The sequence below is a fragment of the Curtobacterium sp. 18060 genome (assembly GCF_902706105.1).
In the GTDB taxonomy this organism is placed as follows: domain Bacteria; phylum Actinomycetota; class Actinomycetes; order Actinomycetales; family Microbacteriaceae; genus Curtobacterium.
Window position 1 is genome coordinate 1 of sequence record NZ_CACSJV010000048.1, and the last position, 26,801, is coordinate 26,801.

Below are 26,801 nucleotides of genomic sequence, written 5' to 3' on the forward strand. Positions count from 1 at the left end.
GCGGGGGAGGACGGGATCGCGGGGTGCATCACGGTGCCATTGTGCACGAAGCACACCCGACCTCCGCCGAGCGCCGTGCTGCGCCTTGTAGGGTGTTGTCGGTCGCCGGGCACCCCCGACGTCCGGATCACCGAACCGTGCCGCAGGCGCGGCATCAGCTGGAGGAACTCGTCGTGACAGAGCGCAAGCCAGGAGTCGTTTCCGTCGTCCTCGTGAACTACAAGGGCACCGACGACACCCTGACGAGCATCGCCGAGCTCCGCAAGCAGGACTGGCCGCAGGACCGGCTCGAGGTCATCGTCGTCGACAACGGCTCCGGCGCCGAGCACGTCGGGCGGCTGAAGGCCTCGGACCTCGACTTCACCTTCGTCGACTCCGGCCAGAACCTCGGCTTCACCGGCGGCTGCAACCTGGGCGTCGAGCACTCCTCGGGCGAGATCGTGGCGTTCCTGAACAACGACGCCCGCCCGGACACCGGCTGGGTGCGCGAGGCGATGGCCACGTTCGCGTCCGGCGCCGACATCGGTGCCGTGGCGTCGAAGGTCCTCGACTGGGAGGGCGTGAACATCGACTTCACCGAGGCCGCGATGACCTGGTACGGCATGGGCTACAAGCCGTTCGCCGGGTCGCCGGACACCGGCCGGTGGGAGAGCGAGACCGACGTCCTGTTCGGCACCGGTGCCGCGATGTTCATCCGCGCCGAGCTCTTCGAGCAGCTGGGCGGCTTCGACGACCGCTACTTCATGTTCTACGAGGACGTCGACCTCGGGTGGCGCCTCAACCTGCTCGGCTGGCGTTTCCGGTACCAGCCGAAGTCGGTGGCGTTCCACAAGCACCACGCGTCGATGAACAAGTTCGGCGACTTCCGAGAGACCTACCTGCTCGAGCGCAACGCCCTCTTCACGCTCTACAAGAACCTCGGCGACGAGCAGCTCGCCGCGGCCCTGCCCGGGTCGCTGGCGCTCGCGGTCCGCCGTGCCGTGGGCCGTGGCGAGCTCGACTCCACGTCGCTCGACCTGCGGAACCCCGGCGACGACAGCGTCCCGACCGTCCCGGTCCCGAAGACGAGCTTGGCCGGCGTCTACGGTGTCGACCAGTTCGTCGAGCAGCTGCCGTCGATGACCGAGTCGCGCCGCGAGATCCAGGCGAGCCGGGTCCGCAGCGACCGCGAGCTCCTCCGCCTGTTCGGCAACCGCGACGAGCCCGCGTACCCGATCGAGAACTACCTTGCCGGCTACGACAAGATCGTGCACTCGCTCGGGGTGCTCGAGGTCGGTGCGCGCCGTCGGATCCTCATCGTCACCGGTGACTCCATCGGCGAGAAGATGGCCGGCCCGGCGATCCGCGCGACCCAGATGGCGAAGCAGCTCGCGAACGAGCACGACGTGCGCGTGATCAGCCTCACCCGCTCGACGCAGATCGACCCGTCGTACGACGTCGTCACCGTCCCGCACCGTCACCCGCGCCAGATGGTCGAGCACGAGGCCTGGGCCGACGTGATCATCGTCCAGGGCCACGCGCTGCGCCTGTTCCCCGTCCTCGAGTCGACGCGCAAGATCCTGGTGGTCGACGTGTACGACCCGCTGCACCTCGAGCAGCTCGAGCAGGGCCGCAGCGACGACGTCGACCAGTGGAACCGGCAGATCCTCGACGCCTCGGACACGCTCAACCACCAGCTCGAACTCGGTGACTACTTCATCTGTGCATCCGAGCGGCAGCGCATGTTCTGGCTCGGGCAGCTCGCGGGCTCCGGTCGGGTGAACGCCCGCACGTACTCCCGCGACCCCGACCTCCGGTCGCTCATCGGTGTCGTGCCGTTCGGCCTGTCCTCGACGCCGCCGGTGCACGACCAGCCGCGGGTCAAGGGAGTCGTGCCGGGCATCGGCAAGAACGACAAGCTCGTCGTCTGGGGCGGTGGCATCTACGACTGGTTCGACCCGATCACGCTGGTGCGGGCGATCGGTCAGCTCGCCGAGCGGAAGCCGACCGTCAAGCTCTTCTTCATGGGCGTGCAGCACCCGAACCCGGACGTGCCCGAGATGGACATCGTCGCGAAGGTCCGTGCCGAGGCCGATGCCCTGGGACTCACCGGCAAGAACGTCTTCTTCAACGACGCGTGGATCCCGTACGAGGAACGTGGCGCCTACCTCCTCGAGGCCGACGCCGGCGTCTCGACGCACTACGAGCACCTCGAGACGACGTTCTCCTTCCGCACCCGGATCCTCGACTACCTGTGGGCGCGTCTGCCCATCGTGACGACCGCCGGTGACTCGTTCGGCGACCTCGTCGCCGCCGAGAAGCTCGGCATCGCCGTGCACGAGCAGGACATCGACACCCTCGCTGCCGCGCTCGAGACGGCTCTGTTCGACAAGAAGGCGCGCGCCGAGTTCATCGGCAACGTCGACCGCATCCGCGAGCAGTTCACGTGGGAGAACGTCCTCGCGCCGCTCGTCGAGTTCTGCCGGAACCCCGTCCGCGCCGCCGACAAGTCGGTGCGGGACACGGTGGCCGTGGCCGAGGCACACCAGATGCGCGTGCGGGTGCCGGAGCGCAAGAAGCTCTCGGGCGTCCGGTACGACGTCGGCCGTGCCGTGCACTACTTCCGGACCGAGGGCCCGCGCAGCGTCGCGGGCAAGATCAAGCGGCGCCTGACGAGCCGGTGACGACGACGGACGCCGCGGCCCTCGTCGTCGTGCCGACGTACGACGAGGCCGAGAACATCCGGTCCGTCGTCGCAGCCGTCCTGACGGCCGTGCCCCGCGCACACGTCCTCGTCGTCGACGACGGCAGCCCGGACGGCACGGGGGACATCGTGCGGTCGCTCGCGGCCGACGACCGGCGGGTGCACCTGCTGCAGCGCGCCGGCAAGGCCGGCCTCGGCACCGCCTACGTCGCGGGGTTCCGGTGGGGCCTGGAGCGCGGGTACCCCCTGCTCGTCGAGATGGACGCCGACGGGTCGCACCCTGCCGACCGCCTGCCCGCGCTCATCGACGCCGTGGAGTCCGCGGACGACGTCCTGCTCGCGATCGGGTCGAGGTGGGTGCCCGGTGGGACGGTGGTCGACTGGCCGCTCCGCCGCCGGGTGCTGAGCCGCGGCGCCAACGCGTACGCCCGGCTGGTGCTCGGCCTGGACGTCCGTGACATCACCGCGGGGTTCCGCGTCTACCGCTCCCCGGCCATCGCCCGCATGGACCTCGGGTCGATCGACTCGAAGGGGTACTGCTTCCAGGTCGACATGACCCTGCGGGTGGACGCCCTGGGCGGCCGGGTGGTCGAGGTCCCGATCCGGTTCCGCGACCGCATGCACGGGGTCTCGAAGATGAGCCGGTCGATCGTCCTCGAGGCCATGCTCCGTGTCACGCAGTGGGGCCTGCAGCGCCGGCTGGGTCGTCGCACGCGTCCGTGACCACGTGGCGCGTGCGGGCGCTGCGGTTCAGGGGCGCGGCAGGTGCCGGCGCCACGAGCGCCGCCGGGCGGCGATCACGAGCACCGTCACGAAGACCATCAGGCCGGCGCCGTGCAGCAGGTAGCTCTCCGCCGTGCTCGTGACGGCCAGCAGCACCAGTACAGCGGCCGGCCACACGTAGGCCACCCCCGGGAACGTCGTCGCGGTCACCCAGGCCCGCGCGAACGCCAGGAGCGCCGTCACGCCGAGGATGATCGTGCCGGCGAGCCCGATCTGCAGCCAGGCGTCGACGAAGGCGTTGAGCCCTGAGGGGAACCGCATCCCCGCCGGGTCGAGCAGGGTCACGTAGGGCACCACGGCTTCGCGCGGCCAGGTGCCGACCCATCCCCAGCCCTGGATCGGGTAGCGCTCGGTGAGCACGCGGATCTGCGACCACAGGTCGATGCGCGTGGCGGTGCCACCGGCGGCGCCGATCTCGGCCAGCAGTCGCCCGCGGGCGAGGACCGCGACGACGAGGGCCAGCAGGACGGCCGCGCCGAGGACACCGTTCACCACCGGGCGCGTCGCGGGTCTGGCGTGCCGGAGTGACCACAGCGCGAGCGCCGTGACGGCCAGGGCGATCATCGCGAGCCCGGTGATGGGTGACTGGACGAGCATCAGGGCGATGACGGCCAGGGCGGTGGAGCCGACGGCACGCCAGACCGTGACGGAGCGGGTGAGGAACTCGACCACGAAGGTGACGAGCGCCATGGCAGCGATGAAGCCCATGAAGTTGCGGGTGCCGCCGATGCCCTGGATCGGGCCGCCGTAGGCGATGTCGCCGCGGATGCCGAACGCCGGGAACGGGACGTCGAGCACCAGGCCGGAGAGCACCTCGAGGCCGAGGGCGGTCACGAGGAGGATCCGGAACGCATCACCCGAGGCACGGATCACCTGGACCAGGTCGCGCCCGAGCGCCAGGTACAGCCCCAGGCCCATGAAGCACACGGTCGCGACGAGCCCCCGCAGCGCGACCCACGAGTACTCGCTCCAGAGCACGCTCAGCGCGCAGTACCCGACGAACGCCAGCAGGGACAGCGGCAGCACCCCGTGCCACTCGATCCGGTACCGCTGCCCGAGCAGGCTCAGGCCGGCGAGCACGAACAGCGTGACGAGCACCGCCCACGTGCCGGCAGTCCCGACCACGGCCCCGACGGTGGGCTGCCCGAACGCGAACAGCACGATGACCGTCGCGAGCGCCTGGCTGAACCGCCCGCCGGCGGAGAACCCGATCCAGGCGGAGAGGTAGCGGCGCGCGCGCACCCGCTTCGTCAGCCGTCCGTCCGTCACCCCACCATCTTGGTGCACGCACCTCGGTACCGGGCCATCGCGGAGCGTCGATATCGCTGATACGCGATGAACCGGCTACCGTCGACGGACCATGCAGCGCCCCGCGAGTCCGACCCACCGCCGTCTCGACGGCCTCCGCGTGGCCGCCGCCGCGGTCCTGGTCGGCGTCGCCACGACCGCGCTCGCCTGGTGGCGGCTCGGGCCGACGGCCCGCAGTACCGTGTGGGCGGAGGACGGTGGCCTGTTCCTGCGGGAACGCATCGCCCTCGGCCCCGTCGACTCCCTGCTGCACCCCTACGCCGGGTACCTGCACCTCGTGCCCCGGTTGCTCGTCGACGTCGCCTGGGCCCTGCCCGTCCAGGACTACGCCCGGGCACTGTCCGCCGGGGCCTGCGTCGTCGTCGGCGCGGTGAGCGTCACCGTGTTCCTGCTCGCGCGCGACGTCGTGCCGCAGTGGCCGCTCCGGGCCCTGCTCGCCGCGGTGCCGGCCCTGCTCCCGCTCGCGCCCTACGAGATCAGCGGGAACGCCGCGAACCTGCACTGGTACATGCTCTTCGCCGCCCCCTGGCTGTTCGCGTACCGCGCGCGGACGTGGTGGGCGTCCGGGACGGTCGCCGTCCTGACCGCCTTCGCGGTCCTCACCGAGCTGCAGACCGTGCTGTTCCTGCCGCTCCTGCTCCTCGCGTGGTTCCCCCTGCGGAACGGTCCGGGCGACCGGGCGTGGCCACGCGCGGTCCCGGTGACCATCGTCGCCTTGATCGGCGCCGGTGCGCAGGTGGGAACCGCCCTCACCGACCAGCGATCGCAGCCGCCGGGCAGACCGGCGTTCACCGACGTGGTCGCCGGGTGGCTGCTGCAGCCCGTCGCGGGGACCTGGACACCGGACGTCGGTGCTGCCGTCCGCGCCGTCGTGACCCACGGCTGGGGCGTCGTGCTCGTGCCCGTCCTGTTGGTCGCCGCCACGGTGGTGGTCGCGCTCGTCGTCGGGACGTGGCGCGCACGCTGGGTGATCGTCGCGCTCGCCGCGGTGTCCGGCGGCGTGTGGTGGGCTGCGCTGATCGCCAACGGGGGACAGGGCCAGGCGTGGGCGCACCCGATCCCGGCACTCGCAGCGGTCCCGCCGCTGCGCTACGCCGCGGCGTCGGGCATGCTCCTGCTGGCAGCGGTGGTCGTCGCGGCGAGCGTGCTCCTCGATGCACGTCCGGCGCAGCGGGGAGCGCGGCCGACGCGACGTGGGGCGCGGCCGGCAGGCGCCCTCCGCTTCGTCCGCGTGCTGGCGGGCTGGTCCGTGGTCGCCGTCCTGGTCGTCGCGGTGGTGGGCAACCTGGCCCCGGGAGCCACACGGCGCAGCGACGGCCCGGTCTGGGCGACGCAGGTCCCCGGCGCGGTCGCGGCGTGCGCGGGCGACCCGACGCGGGACGTCGAGATCCGGAAGGCGCCGTGGACGGCCAAGGTGCCGTGCTCGAGACTGCTCGAGCGGTGACCGCCCGGTGCGCCCGGGTCAGCGAACGGCCGGCAGCCGCCACTCCCGCCGTGCGGGCGGGGTGCGCGGGCCGTCGCCGGCCGACCGGGGTTCCTCGCTGACCAGGACGATGCGGGACTTGATCGCGATGAGCGCGAACAGGACCCAGTTGCCCTGGTACAGCAACCGCGACTCGGCGACGGACTGCACGAGCAGCGCCACGACGAGGAGGAGCGGCAGGAGCGACACCGGGTCGAACGACCTGGGGGACCCTGCGGCGTCGTACCCGATCCTGGTCGCGGACGACCACGACCGGTCGAGTGTCGTCACGACGTAGAGGGCGAACAGGACCAACCCGATGATGCCGGTCTGCATCCACACGTCGAGGTACGCGTCGTGCGCCTGCAGGTACGTCACGCCCTTGCGGTGTGCGAGGTCGGCGAGCGTCGGGATGTCCGGCCACCAGTACCCGATCCACCCCCAGCCGACGACCGGGTGCTGGCCGATCAGTTCGAGCACGCGCTGCCAGATGTCCCCGCGGCCCGTCGCGTCCGCGCCCTTGCCGAGGAGCTCCGACACGGTCCCGCGTGCTGCGAACGCCCCGACGCCGACGACGACGGCACCGACCAGGGCGAGCAGGTAGCGCGGCGTCCGCTGTTCGGTGGGGACGCGACGGATCCAGAGTGCGACGAACAGTGCGGCGGCGACGACGAGCGCGGCGGCGAGGACCGTCGACGAGCGGGTGAGCACCAGGACCCCACCGGCCACGACCAACCAGCCGACGGCGCGGTTCCGGCTCATCCGACCCTCGGCGAACTGCAGGGCGATGGCGATCGCGGCGAGCAGGGTGACCATCGCCAGCAGGTTCGCGTTGCCCGGCAGCCCCTGGATGCGGCCGCCGGTCAGCAGCTCGGCGCGGGAGAAGTAGAAGGCGTCGGGGATGTCCCGGTCGCCGTAGTCGGTCCAGACCGGGACGATCGGGTGCCGGACGACGACGGCCACGACCGCCTCGAACAGCAGCGAGCCCATCAGCACCCAGCGGAACGCGAGGCTCATCGCGTCCAGGATCCGACGCCAGGTCAGGGTCGACGCGATCGCGAACGCCATCGCGGCGCAGATCACCTGCGCGGCGATGCTCGCGAGCGTCGCCGGGCGCCAGTGCGACCAGGCGACGGACACCAGGCACCAGGCGAGGAAGAACCAGAGCGCCCACGGCGTCCGGACCAGCGGTGGCTTCGCCCGGACCAGGATCGTCACGCCCCACGCTGCGACGAGGGCCCAGACCGCCGCGGCCCCGAACCAGGTCAGGGTGTTCGGGAAGGCGTCGCCGGCGAACAGGACGAAGAGGAGCGTCGCACCGAACGCGAACGCCTCGCGCTCGGGTACGGTCCCGCGCGAGAGCGGCCAGGTGTTCGTCACGACGTCAGGGTACGTGGTCATCCGCGTCCGTCCTTGCGGAAGGCAGCGAGCGCGCGGGCGATCTCGTCGCCGAGGTACGGCGCCAGGGTCGTCGCGAAGGTGTTCGTCAGGTGGGTGCGGTCCCGGTGCACGAGCACGCCGCCGATGACCGCCGGGCAGGTGGTGTCGGTGCAGTAGTACTGCGTCAGGTCGATCACCCGCGCCGTGCCGGGCATCCGGGCGGCGGCCTGCTCCGAGCCGTCGAACAGGCCGAGGCCGAACGAGCGGCTCGAGTCGCACGCGCTCGTCGTCGGGCCCGACATCTGGCCGACGCACGCCACCACGTCGGTCCGAGCGGTCGGGTTGTCGCGGAGCGCCAGGACCGGGATGCCGGCGTCGGCCGCCGCCTGCCACGCCGCCACCATGCCGTCGACGACGGTCTCGCTGTCCGACTGCCCGGGCACCGAGGCGACGGGACCGTTGCCGGTCGAGTGCGTGACGATCACGCCGTCCAGGTCGCCGTGCGCGCGCAGGTACGCCATCGCGTTCTGCTTCCAGGCGGTGCAGTCGTCGACCTGCTTCTCCGTGTTCGCCTTCTGCACCGCGGTGGTGAGGTAGCAGCTCTGGTGCCCGGCGACGTCGATGCGCCAGTTGTTCGCCTTCGCGATCGCCTCGTAGGTGTCCACGAAGACGTTGTTGTGCGAGTCGCCGATCGCGATGAGGTGCTCCGTGTACCCGGACTTCGGGCCGAGTTCGCAGACGTTGAACGCACTCGAGTCGTTCGACCAGCACGCTCCGCGGTTCGAGTCGTCGTCGAGCGCGTTCGCGGCCGCGGGTACTCGCACGTCCGCCAGGGCGGGGTTCACGCACGGGTCGGACGACGAGATCAGTGCGGCGGCACCGAAGCAGCGCACGTCGCCGGTGCTCAGGCGCTGCTGGAACTCGGCCGCCTGCACCTGCTGGACGTGCAGCGCCGTCAGCGAGGCGGCCCCGAGGGCCACGACGAGCACGGTGCTCAGGGCGCCGTAGAGCGCGACCCGGCGCGGCCGCAGCGCGCGCACCCATCCGGAGAACCGGAGCGGCTCCTCGATGCACAGCGTGGTGACCGAGCCGACGAGCACGGCGCCGACGAGGATCGCGACCTTGTCCTTGGTCGTGAGCTCGTGGCGGAGCACGATCGGCAGGATGACGACGGCAGGCCAGTGCCACAGGTAGACGGCGTACGAGATCCGGCCCAGGAACCCGACGGGGGTGATCCTGCCGATGCGCTGCAGCCCCGAGTGCGCGCCGAGCAGCACGACGAGCGTCGCCGACACGACCGGCAGCGCGGCGGCGATGCCGGGGAAGGGCGTGGACCCGGTGATCAGCACGAGCGACGCGACGAGCCCGGCCGCGCCGACCCACGCCCCCACAACCCGCACCGACCGAGCCGGTCCGGTGCGCGGCGCCGCCAGCGGGATGGTCGCCGCGAGCCCGCCGAGCGCGAACTCCCACGCCCGGGTCGCCGTCGAGAAGTACGCGACGCCCGAGGCGGTGTGGGTCTGGACGATGCTCCACGCCAGGGACAGGACCACGACGGCGCCGAGGAGCACCTGCGCGACGACGGCGGGGGAGACGCCGTCCCGACGTGCACGCCGAGCGACCCACAACGCGAGGAGCAGCAGGAGCGGGAGGGCGATGTAGAACTGCTCCTCGACCGACAGCGACCAGAAGTGCTGGAAGGGCGACGCCTGGTTGCCCTGCGCCAGGTAGTCGACCGAGTCGGCGGCCAGCTGCCAGTTCTGCACGTAGACCGTCGACGCGATGAGCTCACGGCCGTACTGGCCCCACAGCGCGCTCGGGACCCACACCAGCACGGCGGTCCCCGTCGCGGCGATCGTGAGGAAGGCCCCGGGGAGCAGCCGCTTCGCCCGCCGCGACCAGAACCCGGCGAGCCCGATCCGGCCGGTGGTGGTCAGCTCACGGAGCAGGTGTCCGGTGATCAGGAAGCCCGAGATCACGAAGAACACGTCGACGCCGACGAAGCCGCCCGGCAGCCGGTCGGGCCACAGGTGGTAGAGCACGACGGCGAGGACCGCGAACGCACGGAGCCCCTGGATGTCCCACCGCGTGGGGTCGGCCGTGCGGCGGGGGGAGGAACGCAGGGACCCTCGGGGCGGTGACTCCACCGTGCTTGCAGACATCGCGGAGATTCTAGTGTCGCGGGCCGCGCCGGTAGGCTCTCGCCCATGTTCCTCGGCATCACGAACACCCCCCGCGACTACGCCTGGGGGTCGGTCACCGCGATCCCGGAGCTCCTCGGTCGCACCGTCACCGGCGCCCCGCAGGCAGAGCTCTGGCTCGGCGCGCACCCGGGCAGCCCGAGCGTGGTCGTCAACCCGGCGATGGTCGGCGGTGCCGACACGCTGCTCGACTGGATCGCCGCCGAGCCGCAGGACGCCCTGGGCGGCGACCGCACCGGCCTGCCGTTCCTGCTGAAGGTGCTCGCAGCGGCGGCGCCCCTGTCGCTGCAGGCGCACCCGACACCGGAGCAGGCCGAGGCCGGCTTCGCGCGCGAGGAGCGCGAGGGCATCGCGATCGACGACCCGGCGCGCAACTACAAGGACCCCTTCCCGAAGCCCGAGCTCGTCGTCGCCCTGAGCGAGCGGTTCGAGGCCCTGAGCGGCTTCCGCCCGGTGGAGGACACCCTGGCCGAGGTGCGCGTGCTCGACGCCGGCAGCGGTCGGCTCGGCCCGCTCGAGGTGCACCTGCAGCACGGGCTCGAGGACACCGTCCGGTGGCTCGAGACGGCCGACGAGTCCGCGCTCGCCGTCGTGCAGGCCGCGAGCGACCTCGCCCTCGCCCTCGACGACGACGTCCTCACCCCGAACACGGCGACGGTCCGCGACCTGGCGACGAGCTGGCCGGGCGACCCCGGCATCGTCGTCTCCCTGCTCATGCACCGGGTGACGCTCACCGCGGGGCAGGCGATGTACCTGCCCGCCGGCAACATCCACGCCTACCTGGACGGCCTCGGCATCGAGCTGATGGCGCCGTCCGACAACGTGCTGCGCGGGGGACTGACGCCGAAGCACGTCGACGTGCCCGAACTCCTGCACGTGCTCGACTTCACGGCGTACCCGGCACCGGTCCTCGAGCCCGAGCGCCTGGCTCCCGGCGTGGACCGCTTCGCGCCGGAGGGCGTCGGGTTCGCGCTGCTGCGGGTCGACGGGGACGGACGACCGGTCGGACTGAGCACCGGCGGCGTGGCCCCGCTGACCGGACCGTCGATCGCGATCTGCACCGAGGGCGTCGTGACGCTCGTCGGCGCGACGTCCGCCACGCTGCTCCGCAAGGGCGAGTCCTGCTTCATCACGCCGGACGAGGGTGACGTCACGGTGGAGGCCGACTCGTCGAACGGCGTGACGTCCACGGTGTTCATCGCCACCGGTCGGTAGTCCGCAGTGACCCGGGCACCGGACCCCGGGCAGCACCGGACCGGCGCGGAGCCGCACGCCCTGGCGCGGTCCCGCACGCTGCCACCGGGGCGCCGCGTCCGTCCGCTAGCGTGGCGACCATGAGTTGGCTGGTCACCGGCGGTGCCGGGTACATCGGGTCCCACGTCGTCCGAGCACTGCGCTCGGCCGGCATCGACACGGTCGCGTTCGACGACCTCTCGAGCGGCTTCCGCGCGTTCGTGCCGGACGACGTGCCGTTCGTCGAGGGCACGATCCTCGACGGCGAGCTCGTCGCCCGCACCCTGCGCGAGCACGACGTCACCGGCGTGGTGCACGTCGCGGGCTTCAAGTACGCCGGCGTCTCGGTCGAGCGTCCGCTGCACACCTACGAGCAGAACGTGACCGGGATGGCCACGCTGCTCCGCGCGATGGCCGAGAACGGCGTCACGAAGGCGGTCTTCTCCTCGAGCGCCGCGGTGTACGGCACCCCGGACGTCGACGTCGTCGTGGAGTCGACCCCGAAGGCGCCCGAATCGCCGTACGGCGAGTCGAAGCTCATCGGCGAGTGGCTGCTGCGCGACATGGAGGTCGCCGCCGGCTTCACGACGACCTCGCTCCGCTACTTCAACGTCGTCGGGTCCGGCGAGCCCGACCTGTACGACGCCAGCCCGCACAACCTGTTCCCGCTCGTGTTCGACGCACTGCTGGCCGGCCGTACGCCCCGCATCAACGGCGACGACTACGCCACCGAGGACGGCACCTGCGTCCGCGACTACATCCACGTCGCCGACCTCGCGCACTCGCACGCCGTCGCGGCGCAGAAGCTCGAGGCGGGAGAGCCGCTCGAGCAGGCGTACAACCTCGGCAGCGGCGACGGTGTGAGCGTCCGGCAGATCATGGACGCCATGGCGAAGGGCACCGGGATCGCCTTCGAGCCGGAGATCGCTCCCCGCCGGCCCGGTGACCCGGCGCGCATCGTGGCCACCGGCGAGGCCGCGACGCGCGACCTGGACTGGGCGATGCGCCACACCCTGGACGAGATGGTCACGAGTGCGTGGGAGGCCCGCCGCAGCGCCTCCTAGTGGCTGAGGACGTGTCAGTTGTCCCCCGAAACCCCGACAGACCGGGTGCGACACGCCCAGACGGGGGACATGACACGCCGAAGCGGTCGGTGCCTTCTATGATCCGCGACTTGACTCAGGCGAATGACACCGCTGTAATTACAGGCAACGACTTCAATCGTTGTGGTCCCGTTATCGAGACGTCAGGGGTGATCAGGGTGAACAGTTCCGACTTCCACGCCGGAGTTCCGGAGGACTGGCACGTCGACCCCGTGGCGCTCGGCGTCCCGGGTGTCCGACGGCCGGAGACGGACGACGAGGAGAACCCGCTCGCGTGGCAGGTCGACTCGCTGTGCGCGCAGACCGACCCGGAGGCGTTCTTCCCCGAGAAGGGCGGCTCCACGCGCGAAGCGAAGAAGATCTGCACCTCGTGCGAGGTGCGGGCGCACTGCCTCGAGTACGCGCTCGAGAACGACGAGCGCTTCGGCATCTGGGGCGGCCTGTCCGAGCGCGAGCGTCGCAAGTTGCGCAAGCGCGCGTAGCCGTCCAGGAGGCACGGTGCGCGCCCGGCGCACACCGTGCGGTCCCGAATCCTCGTCGCAGGCTCCTCGGCGCGACCTCGCACGGCGCTGGCGCGCCGTGACCGCTCGGCCGCGCAGGTTCACGGCGCGCCGCCGTCCGCAGCGGACGCCGTGCCTCCAGACCGTAGAGTGACGCCCGTCATGCAGCCCAGAGTCACCGCGATCCTCGTCGCCGCCAACGGAGCGGCCCACCTCGACCGGACCCTGGACGCACTCGCGGCCCAGACCCGCCACCCGGAGAACCTGGTGGTCGTCGACGTCGGGTCGACCGACGGCTCCACCGCGGGCCTGTCCTTCGGCGGGTCCGCCGAGCTCCTGCGCCTGCCGGCCGGACGCCCCTTCGGCGAGGCCGTCGCCCGCGGGGAGCGCGAGGCTCCGCCCGCCGTCGCGGACGAGCCCGTCGACGAGTGGCTGTGGCTGCTCGGACACGACAACGCACCGTCGCCGACCGCGCTCGCCGACCTGCTCTCCGCCGTCGAGATCGCGCCGTCCGTCGTCGTCGCGGGTCCGAAGCTCGTCGCCGACGACGACCCTTCGCTCATCCGCGCGTTCGGCGAGAGCATGACGCGCTTCGGTCGCTCCATCGGCCTCGTGCAGGACGAGCTCGACCAGGGCCAGCACGACCGGCACACCGACGTACTCGGCGTCGCCGCCGGCGGCATGCTCGTGCGCCGCTCGGTGTGGACCGAGCTCGCCGGCTTCGACCCGGCGCTGCCCGACGTCGACGCCGCCCTCGACTTCTGCGTCCGGGTCCGCCTGGCCGGGCACCGCGTGGCCGTGGTCCCCGAGGCGAAGGTCACCACCGCCGGTCCGGTCGAGGAGTTCGGCCGCAAGCGCGTCTCCGAGGCCCGCCGTGTCCGCATGCACCGGCAGGCGCAGCTGCACCGCCGGATGACCTACGCGCCGGGTGGACTGCTCTGGCTGCACTGGCTCACCCTCGTCCCCTTCGCGGTCGGCCGGGCGATCGGCCACCTCGTCGCCAAGCACCCGGCGGCCGTCGTCCCCGAGCTCGCCGCGGCGTTCGCGGTGGCGTTCGGTGGTGGCACCGGTCGGGCGCGTCGGAACCTCGCCCGCACGAAGAAGCTCGGCTGGGCCGCCGTCGAACCGCTCCGGGTCAGCTGGCGTCGGGTGCACGAGCACCGGACCACCTCGCGGGACGTGGAACTCGCCCGGGTCGAGGACGCACCGATCGCACGGGCGTCGTTCCTCGGCGACGGCGGGATCTGGGTCGTGCTGGCCGCGGCCGTCCTGAGCGTCGTCACGCTCTACCCCCTGCTCGGCTCACCGGCGCTGACCGGCGGCGGCCTGCTGCCCCTCAGCACGAGTGTCGGGCAGCTCTGGCAGAACGTCGGGTACGGCTGGCACTCGCTCGGCACCGGGTTCACCGGTCCGTCCGACCCGTTCGCCGCCTTGCTGGCGGTCCTCGGGTCGATCGTGTTCTGGTCGCCCTCGACGTCCGTCGTGCTCGTGATGCTCGTCGCGTTCCCGGTCTCCGCCCTCGGCGCCTGGTTCGCGGTCCGCAAGGTGACCACGCGCAAGTGGGTGCCGGTGATCGGTGCCGCGCTGTACGCCATCGCGCCCTCGCTCGTCGGCGCGGTCACGACGGGCCACCTCGGCGCCGTCATCGCGCACCTGGTGCTGCCGTGGCTGTTCGTCGCCGTGCTCGAGGCGCACCGCTCGTGGGCCTGGGCCTCGGGTGCCTCGCTGCTGTTCGCGGTCGTGGCGGCCTCGGCGCCGTCGTTGCTGCCGGTCCTGCTGATCGGGTGGCTCGTCGCGCTCGTCGTCGGGTGGCGCCGTGCACACCGTCGGGCCTTCATCCCGGTGCCGACCGCGGTGCTCTTCCTGCCGCTCGTCCTCGCCCAGGTCGCACGCGGGAGCGTCCTCGCCGTCTTCGCAGACCCCGGCGTCCCGTCCGCCACGCGTGCGCCGTCCGCGCTGCAGCTGGCCATCGGTCAGCCGCTGCCGGACTGGAGCGGGTGGCTGCCCGCCACGTCCGGGCTCGCCGCCGTCGGCACGTGGCTGCCGATCGTGATGGCCGTCCTGGCCGTCCCGATCGCCGCCGCGGCGATCGGCGCGATGCTCGGACACCGCTGGGCCGTCGCCGGCTCGGCGCTCGTCGTCGCACTGCTCGGGTTCGGCACCGCGTTCGCCGCCACCCACGTGACCGTCACCGGCGTCGGGTCGACCACCACCATCGTGTGGCCGGGCAGCGGGCTGTCGGTGTACTGGCTGGCGATCGTGGTCGCTGCCTGCATCGGGATCGATGTGCTGCCCAAGGCCGCCCCGGTCACGGGACTCGTCGCGACGGTGCTCGCCGGTGTCGCGGTGGCCCCCGCCTTCGCCGCGTTCTACCTCGGTAACGCCGCCATCCAGCCGACCACCGGCCGGGTGCTCAGCGCGTACGTGAACGCCGAGGCGCAGGCGAACCCCGACGTCGGCACGCTCGTCGTGGTGCCGCAGGACGACGGGTCGCTCGCGGTCGCGCTCGAACGCGGCCAGGGAGCCACCCTCGACGACCAGTCGACCCTGGACGCCACCGCCCTGCGGTTGAGCGAGTCCGGCGCCCGGCTGACGACGCTCGCCGGCAACCTGGCGAGCCGCAGCGGCTACGACCCCCGGCCGGCACTGCAGGAACTCGGCATCAGCTTCGTCCTGCTCGACGACGCCGGTGACGACCCCGAGGCGCAGACCGTGCACGACCGTGCCGCTGGCGCGATCGGGCAGAACGCGCTCTTCACGAGCATCGGTGAGACCACGAACGGCCAGCTGTTCCACTACGAGGGCGACGTCGACCGGACCACCACCGGGTCCGCCGCCGCCCGTGCCACGCACGTCCTGTACCTGGTCGTGCTCGGCGTGGTGTTCGGGGCGGCCGCCCTGCTCGCCGTGCCGACGGCCCCGCGCCGTCGCCGCGCCACCTCGAACGTCATCGAGGCCGAGGAACCCGCGACCACCTTCGACGAGGAGCGCGACGAATGAGCACCACCACCCGCTCCGTCCGACGCTGGGTCGTCCGCGGCACCGCGACCGCGGTCGCCGTCGTCGTCGCTGCCGGCGCCGTCACGGCCGCGCACGCCTACGGCACCGCGGCCGAACCGGGTCGCCCGGCCGGCCGCACCGTCACCCCGGTGCCCGCCGACGCCGAGCGCGTCTGCGCCGGCAGTGCCCTGCGGCTGTCAGACGACTCCGGCAACGACGCCACCCAGGCGAGCACCGTCGGGTCGGCGACCGTGGCCACGGCGACGACCGGTTCGACCGTCGAGCGGACCTCGCTCGACCCGTCGTCGACCGGCGGCAGCGACCCGCGCCTGCTCACCGCCCCGGCGGGCGACACGACACCGCAGGTCGCGGGCAGCAGCTACCAGAGCGTCTCCAGCGGCGACCTGGTCGGTGCCGGCGCGGCGTCGTGCGACGACCCGTCGCAGTCGACCTGGCTCGTCGGCGGCTCGACCGAGACCGGGCGCACCAGCCTCGTCACCCTGTCGAACCCGACCGACGTGAACGCGACCGTCGACCTGGCGATCTACGACGGCACCGGCACGGTCAGCGCCCCCGGCACGACCGGCATCGTCGTCGCCCCCAACACCCAGAAGGTCGTCCCGCTGTCCGGCTTCGTGTCCGACCAGGGATCCACCGTCGTGCACGTGTCGTCCTCGGGCGGGCAGATCGTCGCCCACATGCAGGAGACCGTCGTCCGCACGCTGACCCCCGGCGGCTACGACATCGTCTCCGGCGGCGCCGCCCCCTCACGGTCGCAGGTCATCCCCGGCGTCGTGCTCGCCGGCGCGCAGGAGGCGCAGCGCGGTGACGACACCGCGGACGCCGCCCCCGTCGTCCGGCTGTTCGTCCCCGGTACCCGGTCGGCACGCGTCACGCTCGGCATCAGCACGGCGGACGGCGGCGGCACGACCGTGAACGCCACTGCCGAGCCCGGGGTCGTGACCGACGTCGCGCTCGACGACTTCCCGGACGGCCGGTACTCGTTCACCGTCACGTCGACGCAACCGGTCGTCACCGGTGCCCGGACGACCTCGCCGACGGCCGACGGCAACAGCGACCTCGGCTGGTTCGCCTCGGCCGAGCCCCTGGGCGACCAGGTCATCACCGCGGTGGCACCGGGGGAGGGCGTCCGCCTGAACCTCGTCAACACCACGCGCGAGGACCGTTCGGTCACGATCCGCTCCGGCGACGAGGAGACCACGCTCCAGCTGCTGTCCGGCGTCACCGCGACCCTGCCGGTGCAGACGGCGAAGCAGCTCTCGATCTCCGGGGCCGAGGGCATCGTGGCGGGTGTGACCTACCGCGGGGACGACGGCATCGCCGGGTTCCCGATCCGACCGTCCACCCAGGTGTCCACGCCGGTGCGCGTCTACCCCTGACGACGAGGACGGAGCGCCGCCGCCCGGCGCCGCGTCGTCACCAGTGGCGGTAGCGGTCCGGGGCGAGGTCCCACGGGTCCTTGCCGATCAGCTCGCCGACGGCCCGGAACACGGCCGTCTCGATGATGATCCGCCGGTCCGCGTCGTCCTTCTCGGGGCTGCGGTTCACCCGCTCGACGGGGATCCGGAACACGGTGACCCTGCGGGTGTCGCGGTCGATCCGCCACCGGGGCATCGCGTCGGGCAGGGTGGCATCGGTCGGCATGTCGGCCACCTGGAACACCACGCCCGACAGTTCCTCGGGCCACAGCCCGATCAGGTAGTGGGCGCTGTCGCCGACGATGCGGTCGAAGGCCTCGGCGCGGGTCGTGATCGGCGCGAGTTCGGGACCGGTCACGCTCGACCGCCCGCCGCGTCCGTGCCGGGACCGGCCTCGACCGCGGTCGACGGGAGTGACGAGGCGGGGCTTGCGACGCATCCCCACATCGTACGCGCGCACCGGGTGCTCCCGGGCGCTCCGCTAGGCTCCGTGTCGACATGGACGTGAGGATCTGCAGCAAGGTCGCGTGCGCCGCGAGCGCTTCGGCGACCCTGACCTACGACTACGGGGACTCCATGGTCGTCGTCGGGCCGCTCTCCACGCGGGTCGAACCGCACGGCTACGACCTCTGCGCCCGGCACGCCGCCGGCCTGCGCGTCCCGCGCGGCTGGCAGGTGGTGCGGCGCGAGCCGCTGCAGCGCGAGACCGACTGACGGCTCGCGTCCGCGACGCACCAGCGGCGGTGCACGGGAGGCCCGTGGAACGTGACCGACGTCGGCTGGAGACCCGCGCCTCCCGGCATGGAAGACTGATGGGCATGCCCACCGAAGCCCAGACCGCAGCACCGTACCGCGTCGCCGACCTCTCGCTCGCCGAGGCGGGCCGTCACCAGATCCGCCTCGCCGAGAACGAGATGCCGGGCCTGATGGCCCTGCGCGAGGAGTTCGGGGCGTCGCAGCCGCTGGCCGGCGCGCGCATCGCCGGGTCGCTGCACATGACGGTGCAGACGGCCGTCCTGATCGAGACGCTCGTCGCCCTCGGTGCGCAGGTGCGGTGGGCGAGCTGCAACATCTTCTCCACGCAGGACGAAGCCGCCGCGGCGATCGCGGTCGGGCCGACCGGAACGCCGGACGCACCAGCCGGCGTCCCCGTGTTCGCGTGGAAGGGCGAGACGCTCGAGGAGTACTGGTGGTGCACCAGCCGCATCTTCGACTGGACCGCCGAATCCGCTGCCGTCGGAGCCGACTGGGCCGGTCCGAACCTGATCCTGGACGACGGCGGTGACGCCACCATGCTCGTGCACACCGGAGCCGACGCCGAAGCCGCTGGTGCTGCGCCGGTCGCCGGTGCCGACGCGAGTGCCGAGTGGAAGATCGTGCTCGACACCGTCGCGGCGTCGCTCGAGACGTCGTCCGACCGCTGGACCCGCATCGCCGCGGACATCGAGGGCGTCACCGAGGAGACCACCACGGGCGTGCACCGCCTGTACGAGCTGTCGCGCAACGGACAGCTGCGGTTCCCCGCGATCAACGTGAACGACTCCGTGACGAAGTCGAAGTTCGACAACAAGTACGGCATCCGCCACTCCCTGCCCGACGGCCTCAACCGTGCGACCGACGTCCTGATGGGCGGCAAGGTCGCGTTCGTGGTCGGCTACGGCGACGTCGGCAAGGGTGCGGCGGAGGCACTGCGCGGCCAGGGCGCCCGCGTCATCGTCAGCGAGGTCGACCCGATCTGCGCGCTGCAGGCCGCGATGGACGGCTACCAGGTGGCCCGTCTGGCCGATGTCATCGAGACCGTCGACATGGTCATCACGTGCACGGGCAACCTCGGCGTCGTGGGCGTCGACGAGATGCTCGGGCTGAAGCACCTGGCGATCGTCGCCAACGTCGGTCACTTCGACAACGAGATCGACATGGCCGGGCTCGAGTCCCTGCCGGGTGTGGAGAAAGTCGAGATCAAGCCGCAGGTGCACGAGTGGCGCCTACCGACGGGCCGCTCGATCCTGGTGCTGTCCGAGGGGCGGCTGATGAACCTCGGCAACGCCACCGGGCACCCGTCGTTCGTGATGAGCAACTCGTTCACGAACCAGGTCCTGGCGCAGATCGAGCTGCACACCCGTCGTGACGAGTACCCGACCGGGGTCTACGTGCTGCCGAAGCACCTGGACGAGAAGGTCGCACGCTTGCACCTCGGCGCCCTCGGGGTGGAGTTGACGACGCTGCGCCCGGAGCAGGCGGCGTACATCGGCGTGCCGGTCGAGGGCCCCTTCAAGCCCGAGCACTACCGGTACTGAGGCGGCGCGCACCGCGCTAGCGCGGGAAGCCCGGGGGCCGCGCCGACGCTGACGCTCCAGCCTCGGTGAGCAACCCGACGCGGGAGCGCAGCGCCTGCACGTCCCGCCCACGGCGCAGCACGACGACCCCGGCGAGGAACACCTCGGCGGGCACCGGCGGCACCGGGTGGGCGAAGGGTGCGACGTCCGCGGCCAGCGCACGGGCGGCGGACTCCCGGAGTTCGGGGCGCATCACGGCGGCCCCGCGGAAGAACGCGCCGAGCCGGTTCTCGAGTCGCTGCGGCAGCGCCGAGACGTCCGCGACCGTGGCCCAGGCCGTCAGCTCGGGTGGCAGCAGCACCTGGGGGTCGCGCTGCTTCGGCAGCCGCTCGTGCTGCACCACAGTGCCGGCGAGCAGGTCCCCGAGGCGCCGCGGACGACTGCCGAACAACGCCACGAGCAGTGCCACCGAACCGAACGTCATCCACAGCTCGAACAGCCCGACGAGTGCGCGGGTGAACGCGTGCCGGAACCCGATCGCACCGCCGTCGACCCGGACGACCCGCGTGCCGACGGCGTACCGGCCGACGCTGCGGCCCCGGGTCACCGTCTCGACGGCGGCCGGCACGAGCACGAGCACGGCGACGAACAGGGCGAGGCTCAGCGCGGCACCCCACGCCTCGTCGAGGCCGCTCGGCCACAGCCGTGACACCCCGAACATCAGCAGCAGGTACAGGACGAGCAGGCACACCCCGTCGAGGAGCGCCGACGCCAACCGCAGGACGAGTCCGGCCGGCTGCACGTCGAGCGCGACCGCCTCGCCGACCACGAGCTCGTCGGCGGTCTCGTCCAGGGCGAGCGAGAACCGGGCGTCGGCGAGGTCGCGCGGCGTGCGGGGCTTCGACATGGGATCATTCTGTCGGAAGTCGGCCGACACGAGGGGGAACACGTGGACCTGGACGCCTACGCCGAGGTGCACCGCGACCGGTGGCAGGAGCTCGACCGCCTCGCGCGCGCCCGGCACACCACCGGTGCCGACGTCGACCGGCTCGTCTCCGGCTACCAGGCCGCCGCGACGGACCTCGCCCGCATCCGCGGCGCCGCACCCCGCACCGCGACCGGCGACCGGCTGTCCCTCACGCTGTACCGCGCCCGCCTGCGCTTCACCGGCACCCCGGTCGACCCGCTCACTGCGGTCGCCCTGTTCTTCACCCGGCAGCTGCCCGCGGCGCTGTACCGGATCCGCTGGGTGACGATCTGGGTGGCGCTGGCCACCGTCGCGATCGGCGCGATCGTGGCCGTCTGGATCACGACGACACCGGGGGCGACGGCGACCTTCGGTACGCCGGAGGCGCTCCGCCAGTACGCCACGCAGGACTTCGTCGACTACTACTCCGACCACGGCCTCGGCGCGTTCACGGCGCAGGTCTGGACGAACAACGCCTACATCGCGGCCACCATGGTCGCGTTCGGCATCACGGGCGTCTTCGTGCCGTTCTCGATCATGCAGAACGCGGTCGGGCTCGGGGTCTCCGCGGCGATCATGCACTCGCAGGGACGCCTGGGCGACTTCTTCCTGTACATCGCCCCGCACGGCCAGCTCGAGCTGTACTCGGTGTTCCTCGCCGGCGGCGCGGGCCTGATGATCTTCTGGTCGTGGGTCGCTCCGGGGCCGCACCGGACCCGCGCGCAGGCCCTCGCCGAGGACGGCCGTGCCCTCATCACGATCGCGGTCGGCCTGACGCTGACGCTGCTGCTGTCCGGGCTGGTCGAGGGCATCGTCACCCGTCAGGACTGGCCGTGGCCGGTCAAGATCGGCATCGGGACCATCGCGCTCGCCGCGGTCCTGGCGTACCAGTGGGTGCTCGGCGGTCGCGCGTACCGGGCCGGGGAGCGCGGCGACCTCGACGAGTTCGAGCGCGGCACGTCCGCCCTGGTCGCCGGGTAGCGTCCGTCCGGTTCAGAGCCGACCGGTCGCCTTCGCGCGCAGGTAGGCGTCGGCCACGAGCGGTGGGACGTCCTCCGGTGCGCCACGGACGACCTCGGCGCCGCTCCGGCGTGCGACGTCGGCGACGCCGTCGGCATCGAGCAGGGTGCGTTCGGCAGCGGCCCGTCGGTACACGTCGCGCTCCGCGCCGGTCGGGAGGCCCGGCACCCGTCCGCCCCCCGCCGTGCGGATCGTCGTGGCCGGGTCCACCCCGCCGCGTGCGGTCCGCTGCACCGCCGGGTCCTCGATGCTCGTCACCACGACGGCGTGCCGCCGGGTGAGCCGGGGCAGCACCGCCAGCAGGTCACCGGAGGCACCGACCGAGTCGAGGCTCGACGCCAGCACGACGAGCGCCCGTGAGGTCGTGATCGAGTCGACGAGCGCCGGCACGGCGGACCAGTCGGTGGCGGCGAGTCCGGGTTCCGCCATCGCGAGGGCCTCGCCGAAGCGCTGGACCACGTCGGTGCGGGTCGCCCCGTGCACACGGTCGTGGACGGTGTCGTCGAGGACCGCCAGGTCGACCCGGTCGCCGGCGGCCGCGGCCAGGGCACCGAGGAGCAGTGCGGACTCGATGAAGGTGTCGAGGCGCGGTTCGTCGGCCACCCGTCCGGCCCCGGCGCGCCCGGCGTCGACGACGACCACGACCCGCCGGTCACGCTCCGGGCGCCAGGTGCGGACCACGAGGTCCTGTCGTCGGGCGGTCGCTCGCCAGTCGATCGAGCGGACGTCGTCGCCCCGGACGTAGTCGCGCAGCGAGTCGAACTCGGTGCCGTGGCCGCGGAGCTGCAGGGTGGTCTCACCGTCGAGTTCGCGCAACCGGGCCAGCCGTGACGGCAGGTGCCGTCGCGAGCGGAACGGCGGGGTGACGACGAGTTCGCCCGGCGCCGTGACGACCCGCTGGCGGGCGGCGAGACCGAGCGGACCGAACGCCCGGATCGCGACGCCGGCCGTGCGGCGTCGACCGCGGCGGAACGGGGTGAACCGCATGCGGGCGGTCCGTCGTTCGCCCGCGGGCACCGTCATCCGGATCCGGCGCGGTCGGTGTCCGGCCGAGGGCTCCCACATGTCGCGGACGATGCCCCGGAGCACCCGCCCGCCGTCGTTCGCGAGCACGAGCGTGCCGTCGGCGGCGCTGTCCCGACGGGCCAGTCGCGGCATCCGCCGTTCGACCCGCACGCGTGCCAGGTCGGCGGCGAGCAGCACGTCGAGGGCCGCGGCGAGCAGCACGACGACGACCCACGCCAGGCCGGCCCACCCGCTGGCGAGCAGCACGGTGGGCACGACGGCGACGGCGAGGAGCGCGACGAACCGGCCGGAGACCGCCACTAGATCGGCACCCGCACCTGCTCGAGCACCTGCTGGAGCACCCCGTCGGCGCCGACGCCCTCGAGCTCGGCGTCGGCGGCCACCCGGAGCCGGTGGCGCCAGACCGGCAGGGCCATCGCCTGCACGTGGTCGGGTGTGATGGCGTCGTAGCCGGTGAGCCACGCCCACGCCTTCGCGGCGGCGAGCAGCGCCGTCGCACCGCGCGGGCTGACCCCGACCCGGACGGACGGAGCCTGACGGGTGGCACGGGCGAGGTCGACGATGTACGCCAGCACGTCGTCACGCGCACCGACGGCCCGGACGGCGCGCTGCGCGGCGAGGACCTCGTCGACGCCGACCACGGGGGTGATGCCCGCCGACCGGACGTCCCGCGGCACGAAGCCGTCGGCGTGCCGGCGGAGGACCTGCCACTCGACGTCGCGCGGCGGGATGTCGAGCGTCAGCTTCACCAGGAAGCGGTCGAGCTGCGCCTCGGGGAGCGTGTACGTGCCCTCGAACTCGATCGGGTTCATGGTCGCGGCGACGAAGAACGGGTCGGGCAGCAGCCGGGCGTCGCCGTCGACACTGACCTGGCGTTCCTCCATCGCCTCGAGCAGGGCGGACTGGGTCTTCGGGGGTGTGCGGTTCACCTCGTCGGCGAGCAGCACGTTGGTGAAGACGGGGCCTTCGCGGAACGGGAACGTGCCGGTGGAGGCGTCGTACACGAGGGAACCGGTCACGTCGCCGGGCATCAGGTCCGGCGTGAACTGGATCCGCTTCGTGTCGAGGGACATCGCGGCGGCCAGGCTGCGGACGAGCAGGGTCTTGGCGACGCCGGGCACGCCCTCGAGCAGCACGTGCCCCTGCGCCAGGAGTCCGACGATCATGCCGGACACCGCGCCCTCCTGTCCGACGACGGCCTTGGCGACCTCGGCCCGGACCCGCCCGAAGGCGTCGCGGAGCCCGGGGTCGTGCTGGTTCCGGTCGTGCGGGGCGCGGTGGCCCGGTGCAGGGTCGTGCTGGTCGGGGGCAGCTGGCAGGTCGGTCACGGTCGTGCTCCTGGTCGGTCGTGGTCGGTGCTGGGACGGTCGCCCGACGTGGATCGTCGGACGGCCCGTTCGAGGTCGTCGAGTGCCCTCGTGCCGTCGACGAGGGCTCGGTCGTCACGGGTCGGACCGCCGACGAGGACGGCGCCGATGCGGTCGTGCGGGATGCCGGTGGCGCGGGCCGCTGCGCGGACGACGTCGTCGACGTGCGCGGACCGGGGGAGTCCGAGCATCCGACCGATCCGGCGCACCGCGGCGACGCGGAGAGTGTCGAGGGCGTGGGTGCGGTCGTGGGTGCGGGCGTACATGCGGGCCCGGCCCTCGGTGGTCTCGGCGGCGCGGACCACGACGGGCATCCGTTCGACGACGAGCGGCCCGAGACGTCGGCCCCGCCACACCGCGGCGGCGACGGCCACCAGGGCGAGCAGCGCGATGCCGCTCGGCACCCACGGCGGTGCGAGCTCGCCGAGGGTCGGGGCGGCGTCGGGGGCGCCGACGGTCGGCGTGTACCAGGTGAGGTGGTCGTCCGAGCCGAGCAGGCCGAGGGCGAGCGCGGCGTTCCCGGCGGTCGTGATCGTGTCGTTGCGGAGCGCCGACGTGGTGCCGACGAGGGTGACGTCGCCGCCGGGCGTCGCCGCGCGGACGAGTCCCCAGGCTCGGTCGTCGCCGCTGCCGGACGGCGCGCAGCGATCCGCGTCGGGGTCGTCCACCGTGTAGCCGTACCCGTCCGTGGACACCCGCGCGGCCGACGCCGCGGCCGGGATCGCACAGGACGCGGTGGACACGGTGTCGCCGCCCTCGGGCGCGGTGGCCGTCGTGACGTCGAGGCCGAACGACGCGAACGGCGTGGAGTCGACGCCCACCAGGACCACGTGCTCGGCGGTGCGGGCGATGCGCTCGGCGACGCCTGGGTCGAGGACGCCGTCGGAGTCGTCGACGAACACCGTGCCACCGTCGATCCCGTCGGCACGGTCGGTCACCCGGACGGAGGTGCCGCGCTGCTCCAGGACCCGGACCAGCGCGGCCGACCCGCTCGCGGTGGTCGAGGCGGGGTCGAGCGGCCGGCGGTCCGGGCTCTCGGCGCCCTGCACCACGGCGGTGAGCACGGCGAGCACGAGCCCGACGAGCACGATCGCGATCCAGAAGCCGACCCGGAACCGGCGGTCCTCTGGCTGGTCCGGCGACGGCGCACCCGTGCGCGGCGCGGCGGCGGTGGCAGTGCTGGCGGTCATGCCGCTACCACCGGCCCCGAGGACCTGGCCGGACGAGCCTGGCGCACGGCACGCTCGGTGTCGAGGACCCGGCGAGCGGTGCCCTCGTCGGCGTCGAGCCCGAGGTAGCGGACGGCGTCGAAGGCCGTCGCGGCGTCGTCGAGCGCCGGGGCCTCGGCGGGGAAGGGCACGGCTGCGCGGGCGGCGATGGTGCGTGCGGTGGCCCCGGGGACGTCGGGGACCAGGTCGCGCTCGCCGAGGCCGCGGGCGGTCGCACGGAAGCCGTCGAGGACCGCCGCCGACCAGTCGCCCCGGCGGATCGCGGACTGTGCGGCCTCGAGCAGTTCGCGGGCGGACCGGAGGTCGTCGTCGTCGAACACCCCGCCGGCGTCGTCCGCGTCGCTGCGTGCACGACGTCGGGGGAGCCCGCGGGCCACGACGACGAGCACGACGACGGCGACGAGCACCACGATCGCGATCACCAGGGCCGTGCGTGCCGCGACGGGGGAGTCGAGCCCGTCGGCGCGGAGGGACCCGAGCCAGTCCAGGAACGTCCGTGACGCGCGGTCCCACCACGTCACGTGGGCGCCGTCGTACGCGGGCCGGTCGAGTTCGCGTTCGAGCAGGCGGCGGGCCTCGTCGGGGTCGACCGCGGTCATGCGGTCCCGTCCGGCGGGCGGTGCTGCCCCTGCTGCGGCGGGTGTTGCGGCCACGGTTGCTGCTGTCCGGGCCAGGGCTGCTGCGCCTGCTGCTGTCCGGGCCACGCCTGCGGGGGCTGCCCGGGCCACTGCGGCGGCTGCTGCGCCCACGGCTGCTGCTGCCCGGCCCACTGCTGCGGCGGCCACGGCGGTCGGGCGACCGGTGCGGACGGCGCGAACGGGTCGGCCGGCTGCCCGGTGTCGAGGTGCGAGGCGATGCGCTGGTCGAGGGCCTCGGTCCGGATCCGCCGGTCGATGGTCAGGAAGGTGACGACCGCCGCGCTCAGCACGTCGGTGACGCACTGCACCGCGATCGCGAGCAGGCTGCCGATGACGATCAGGACGAGGGCGCCCGCACCGATGCCCGAGGACGCGTCGGTCTGCCCGAGCGGGTCGAACACCCCGCCGACGAGCACGGCCCCGATGGTGAGCGGCGCCGTGGCGATCGACGCCGCGACGCCGAACATCACCTGCACGAGCAGCAGGATGCCGAAGGTCCGCCAGAACGCACCTCGGGTGAGCCGCCACGACTGCGCGGCGGCGGCGAAGACCGGTCGGCCCTCGAGCGCGATGGTCGGCACGGTGAAGGCGAAGCGGATGCCGAGCCACGTCAGCACGACGCCGAAGCCGAGCACCATCACGAAGACCGCCAGGACGAACCACCCGGCGCCGGCGTCCCCGGCACCGAGCGCCGCGAAGAACCCGAAGAACACCACCGCGACGATGATCCCGACGACGAGCCCCGCGCCGATCTGCACGAACATCCACCCGACGACCGGCCACCGCCGCCCGGCGAGCAACGCCCAGAGGCCCCGAAAGGTCGCGCGACGGCCGAGCACCCGCTGGCCGGTGTCCGCGGCGACGGGTGCCACCAGGAAGCCGCGACCGAGGTACGCCAGGAACGGCAGGCCGATCGTCAGCAGGATCCACAGCGTCACCGAGCCCGCGACGATCGTGTCACCACCACCGCTGCCGTCGAACGCGGTCATCATCCGCGACTGCAGCGCCTGCTGGCCGAACGTGCTGACGAGGGTGGAGAGCAGCCCGAGCACGCCGCTGAGCAGCACGCTCCAGAGCAGCAGGACGCGGGCGTTGCGGCGGAAGACCGTGAAGGCGCCGCCGAGCACGTCACCGAACCCGAGCGGGCGAAGGGGGATCACCGGACGCGAGCCGGACGGCGGACGAC

21 protein-coding genes are annotated in these 26,801 nt (G+C 72.9%); 11 read left to right on the plus strand and 10 right to left on the minus strand.

The window, feature by feature from the left end; genetic code table 11:
* Window positions 1-173: 173 nt before the first annotated feature.
* On the plus strand, window positions 174-2,663 hold the full coding sequence (locus GVL05_RS16435) for a glycosyltransferase (protein ID WP_159573832.1): 2,490 nt from the start codon (window positions 174-176) through the stop codon (window positions 2,661-2,663).
* Entirely contained in the window at window positions 2,660-3,406 is a 747-nt protein-coding gene (locus GVL05_RS16440) for a polyprenol monophosphomannose synthase (RefSeq protein ID WP_159573833.1), read from the plus strand. Before GVL05_RS16435 ends, GVL05_RS16440 begins: the two co-directional genes overlap by 4 nt.
* A 27-nt stretch (window positions 3,407-3,433) precedes the next feature.
* Here GVL05_RS16440 and GVL05_RS16445 read toward each other — a convergent pair whose 3' ends face one another.
* Window positions 3,434-4,735 (minus strand): exopolysaccharide production protein, encoded by a 1,302-nt coding sequence (locus GVL05_RS16445; protein WP_159573834.1) that lies wholly within the window; start codon window positions 4,733-4,735, stop codon window positions 3,434-3,436.
* 91 nt (window positions 4,736-4,826) lie between these two features.
* Here GVL05_RS16445 and GVL05_RS16450 point away from each other — a divergent pair, with 91 nt between their 5' ends.
* Window positions 4,827-6,218 carry a hypothetical protein gene (locus GVL05_RS16450; protein ID WP_159573835.1) on the plus strand — a complete coding sequence of 464 codons (1,392 nt, stop codon included), beginning with the start codon at window positions 4,827-4,829 and terminating at the stop codon, window positions 6,216-6,218.
* Between the two features lie 18 nt (window positions 6,219-6,236).
* On the opposite strand, the gene GVL05_RS16455 is transcribed toward GVL05_RS16450, so the two are convergent.
* A complete protein-coding gene (locus GVL05_RS16455; RefSeq protein WP_159573836.1) occupies window positions 6,237-7,637 on the minus strand; it encodes an O-antigen ligase in 1,401 nt (466 codons plus the stop codon).
* Window positions 7,634-9,778, minus strand: a complete 2,145-nt coding sequence (locus GVL05_RS16460; RefSeq protein WP_159573837.1) for an acyltransferase family protein — start codon at window positions 9,776-9,778, stop codon at window positions 7,634-7,636. The genes GVL05_RS16455 and GVL05_RS16460 overlap by 4 nt, the downstream gene beginning before the upstream one ends.
* A gap of 45 nt (window positions 9,779-9,823) precedes the next feature.
* Between GVL05_RS16460 and manA the strand changes: the two genes are divergently transcribed.
* The 5 genes from manA (at window position 9,824) to GVL05_RS16485 (ending at window position 17,053) form a co-directional block, all read left to right on the plus strand.
* Window positions 9,824-11,032, plus strand: a complete 1,209-nt coding sequence (manA, locus tag GVL05_RS16465) for a mannose-6-phosphate isomerase, class I (RefSeq protein ID WP_159573838.1) — start codon at window positions 9,824-9,826, stop codon at window positions 11,030-11,032.
* Between the two features lie 119 nt (window positions 11,033-11,151).
* Complete coding sequence (galE, locus tag GVL05_RS16470) at window positions 11,152-12,114, plus strand: UDP-glucose 4-epimerase GalE (RefSeq protein WP_159573839.1); 963 nt, start codon at window positions 11,152-11,154, stop codon at window positions 12,112-12,114.
* Between the two features lie 197 nt (window positions 12,115-12,311).
* A complete protein-coding gene (locus tag GVL05_RS16475; RefSeq protein WP_159573840.1) occupies window positions 12,312-12,635 on the plus strand; it encodes a WhiB family transcriptional regulator in 324 nt (107 codons plus the stop codon).
* A gap of 180 nt (window positions 12,636-12,815) precedes the next feature.
* The gene (locus GVL05_RS16480; protein WP_159573841.1) at window positions 12,816-15,653 is read left to right on the plus strand and encodes a glycosyltransferase family 2 protein; all 2,838 of its coding nucleotides are present in this window, start codon (window positions 12,816-12,818) and stop codon (window positions 15,651-15,653) included.
* Window positions 15,650-17,053, plus strand: coding sequence for a DUF5719 family protein (locus GVL05_RS16485; RefSeq protein ID WP_159573842.1), 1,404 nt, complete (start codon window positions 15,650-15,652; stop codon window positions 17,051-17,053). Before GVL05_RS16480 ends, GVL05_RS16485 begins: the two co-directional genes overlap by 4 nt.
* 37 nt (window positions 17,054-17,090) lie before the next feature.
* Here the strand turns inward: GVL05_RS16485 and GVL05_RS16490 are convergent, their stop codons facing one another.
* Entirely contained in the window at window positions 17,091-17,531 is a 441-nt protein-coding gene (locus GVL05_RS16490; protein ID WP_159573843.1) for a metallopeptidase family protein, read from the minus strand.
* Between the two features lie 59 nt (window positions 17,532-17,590).
* On the opposite strand from GVL05_RS16490, the gene GVL05_RS16495 reads away from it, so the two are divergent.
* Together GVL05_RS16495 and ahcY are read left to right on the plus strand one after the other, a co-directional pair.
* A complete protein-coding gene (locus GVL05_RS16495) occupies window positions 17,591-17,806 on the plus strand; it encodes a DUF3499 family protein (RefSeq protein ID WP_111085977.1) in 216 nt (71 codons plus the stop codon).
* Between the two features lie 104 nt (window positions 17,807-17,910).
* The gene (gene ahcY, locus GVL05_RS16500) at window positions 17,911-19,389 is read left to right on the plus strand and encodes an adenosylhomocysteinase (protein WP_159573844.1); all 1,479 of its coding nucleotides are present in this window, start codon (window positions 17,911-17,913) and stop codon (window positions 19,387-19,389) included.
* 16 nt (window positions 19,390-19,405) lie between these two features.
* Here the strand turns inward: ahcY and GVL05_RS16505 are convergent, their stop codons facing one another.
* The gene (locus tag GVL05_RS16505) at window positions 19,406-20,275 is read right to left on the minus strand and encodes an RDD family protein (protein WP_159573845.1); all 870 of its coding nucleotides are present in this window, start codon (window positions 20,273-20,275) and stop codon (window positions 19,406-19,408) included.
* A gap of 42 nt (window positions 20,276-20,317) precedes the next feature.
* Between GVL05_RS16505 and GVL05_RS16510 the strand changes: the two genes are divergently transcribed.
* Complete coding sequence (locus GVL05_RS16510) at window positions 20,318-21,316, plus strand: stage II sporulation protein M (protein ID WP_123938731.1); 999 nt, start codon at window positions 20,318-20,320, stop codon at window positions 21,314-21,316.
* Window positions 21,317-21,328: 12 nt separating this feature from the next.
* Here GVL05_RS16510 and GVL05_RS16515 read toward each other — a convergent pair whose 3' ends face one another.
* The 5 genes from GVL05_RS16515 to GVL05_RS16535 all read right to left on the minus strand — a co-directional run.
* Window positions 21,329-22,681 carry a DUF58 domain-containing protein gene (locus GVL05_RS16515; protein WP_159573846.1) on the minus strand — a complete coding sequence of 451 codons (1,353 nt, stop codon included), beginning with the start codon at window positions 22,679-22,681 and terminating at the stop codon, window positions 21,329-21,331.
* Window positions 22,681-23,709 (minus strand): MoxR family ATPase, encoded by a 1,029-nt coding sequence (locus GVL05_RS16520; protein WP_235036026.1) that lies wholly within the window; start codon window positions 23,707-23,709, stop codon window positions 22,681-22,683. The genes GVL05_RS16515 and GVL05_RS16520 overlap by 1 nt, the downstream gene beginning before the upstream one ends.
* Window positions 23,706-24,938 carry a DUF4350 domain-containing protein gene (locus GVL05_RS16525; protein WP_159573847.1) on the minus strand — a complete coding sequence of 411 codons (1,233 nt, stop codon included), beginning with the start codon at window positions 24,936-24,938 and terminating at the stop codon, window positions 23,706-23,708. The genes GVL05_RS16520 and GVL05_RS16525 overlap by 4 nt, the downstream gene beginning before the upstream one ends.
* Window positions 24,935-25,576, minus strand: coding sequence for a DUF4129 domain-containing protein (locus GVL05_RS16530; RefSeq protein ID WP_159573848.1), 642 nt, complete (start codon window positions 25,574-25,576; stop codon window positions 24,935-24,937). The genes GVL05_RS16525 and GVL05_RS16530 overlap by 4 nt, the downstream gene beginning before the upstream one ends.
* The coding region (locus GVL05_RS16535; protein WP_235036027.1) for a glycerophosphoryl diester phosphodiesterase membrane domain-containing protein at window positions 25,573-26,801 on the minus strand (1,229 nt) is incomplete at its 5' end. The genes GVL05_RS16535 and GVL05_RS16530, both read right to left, overlap by 4 nt.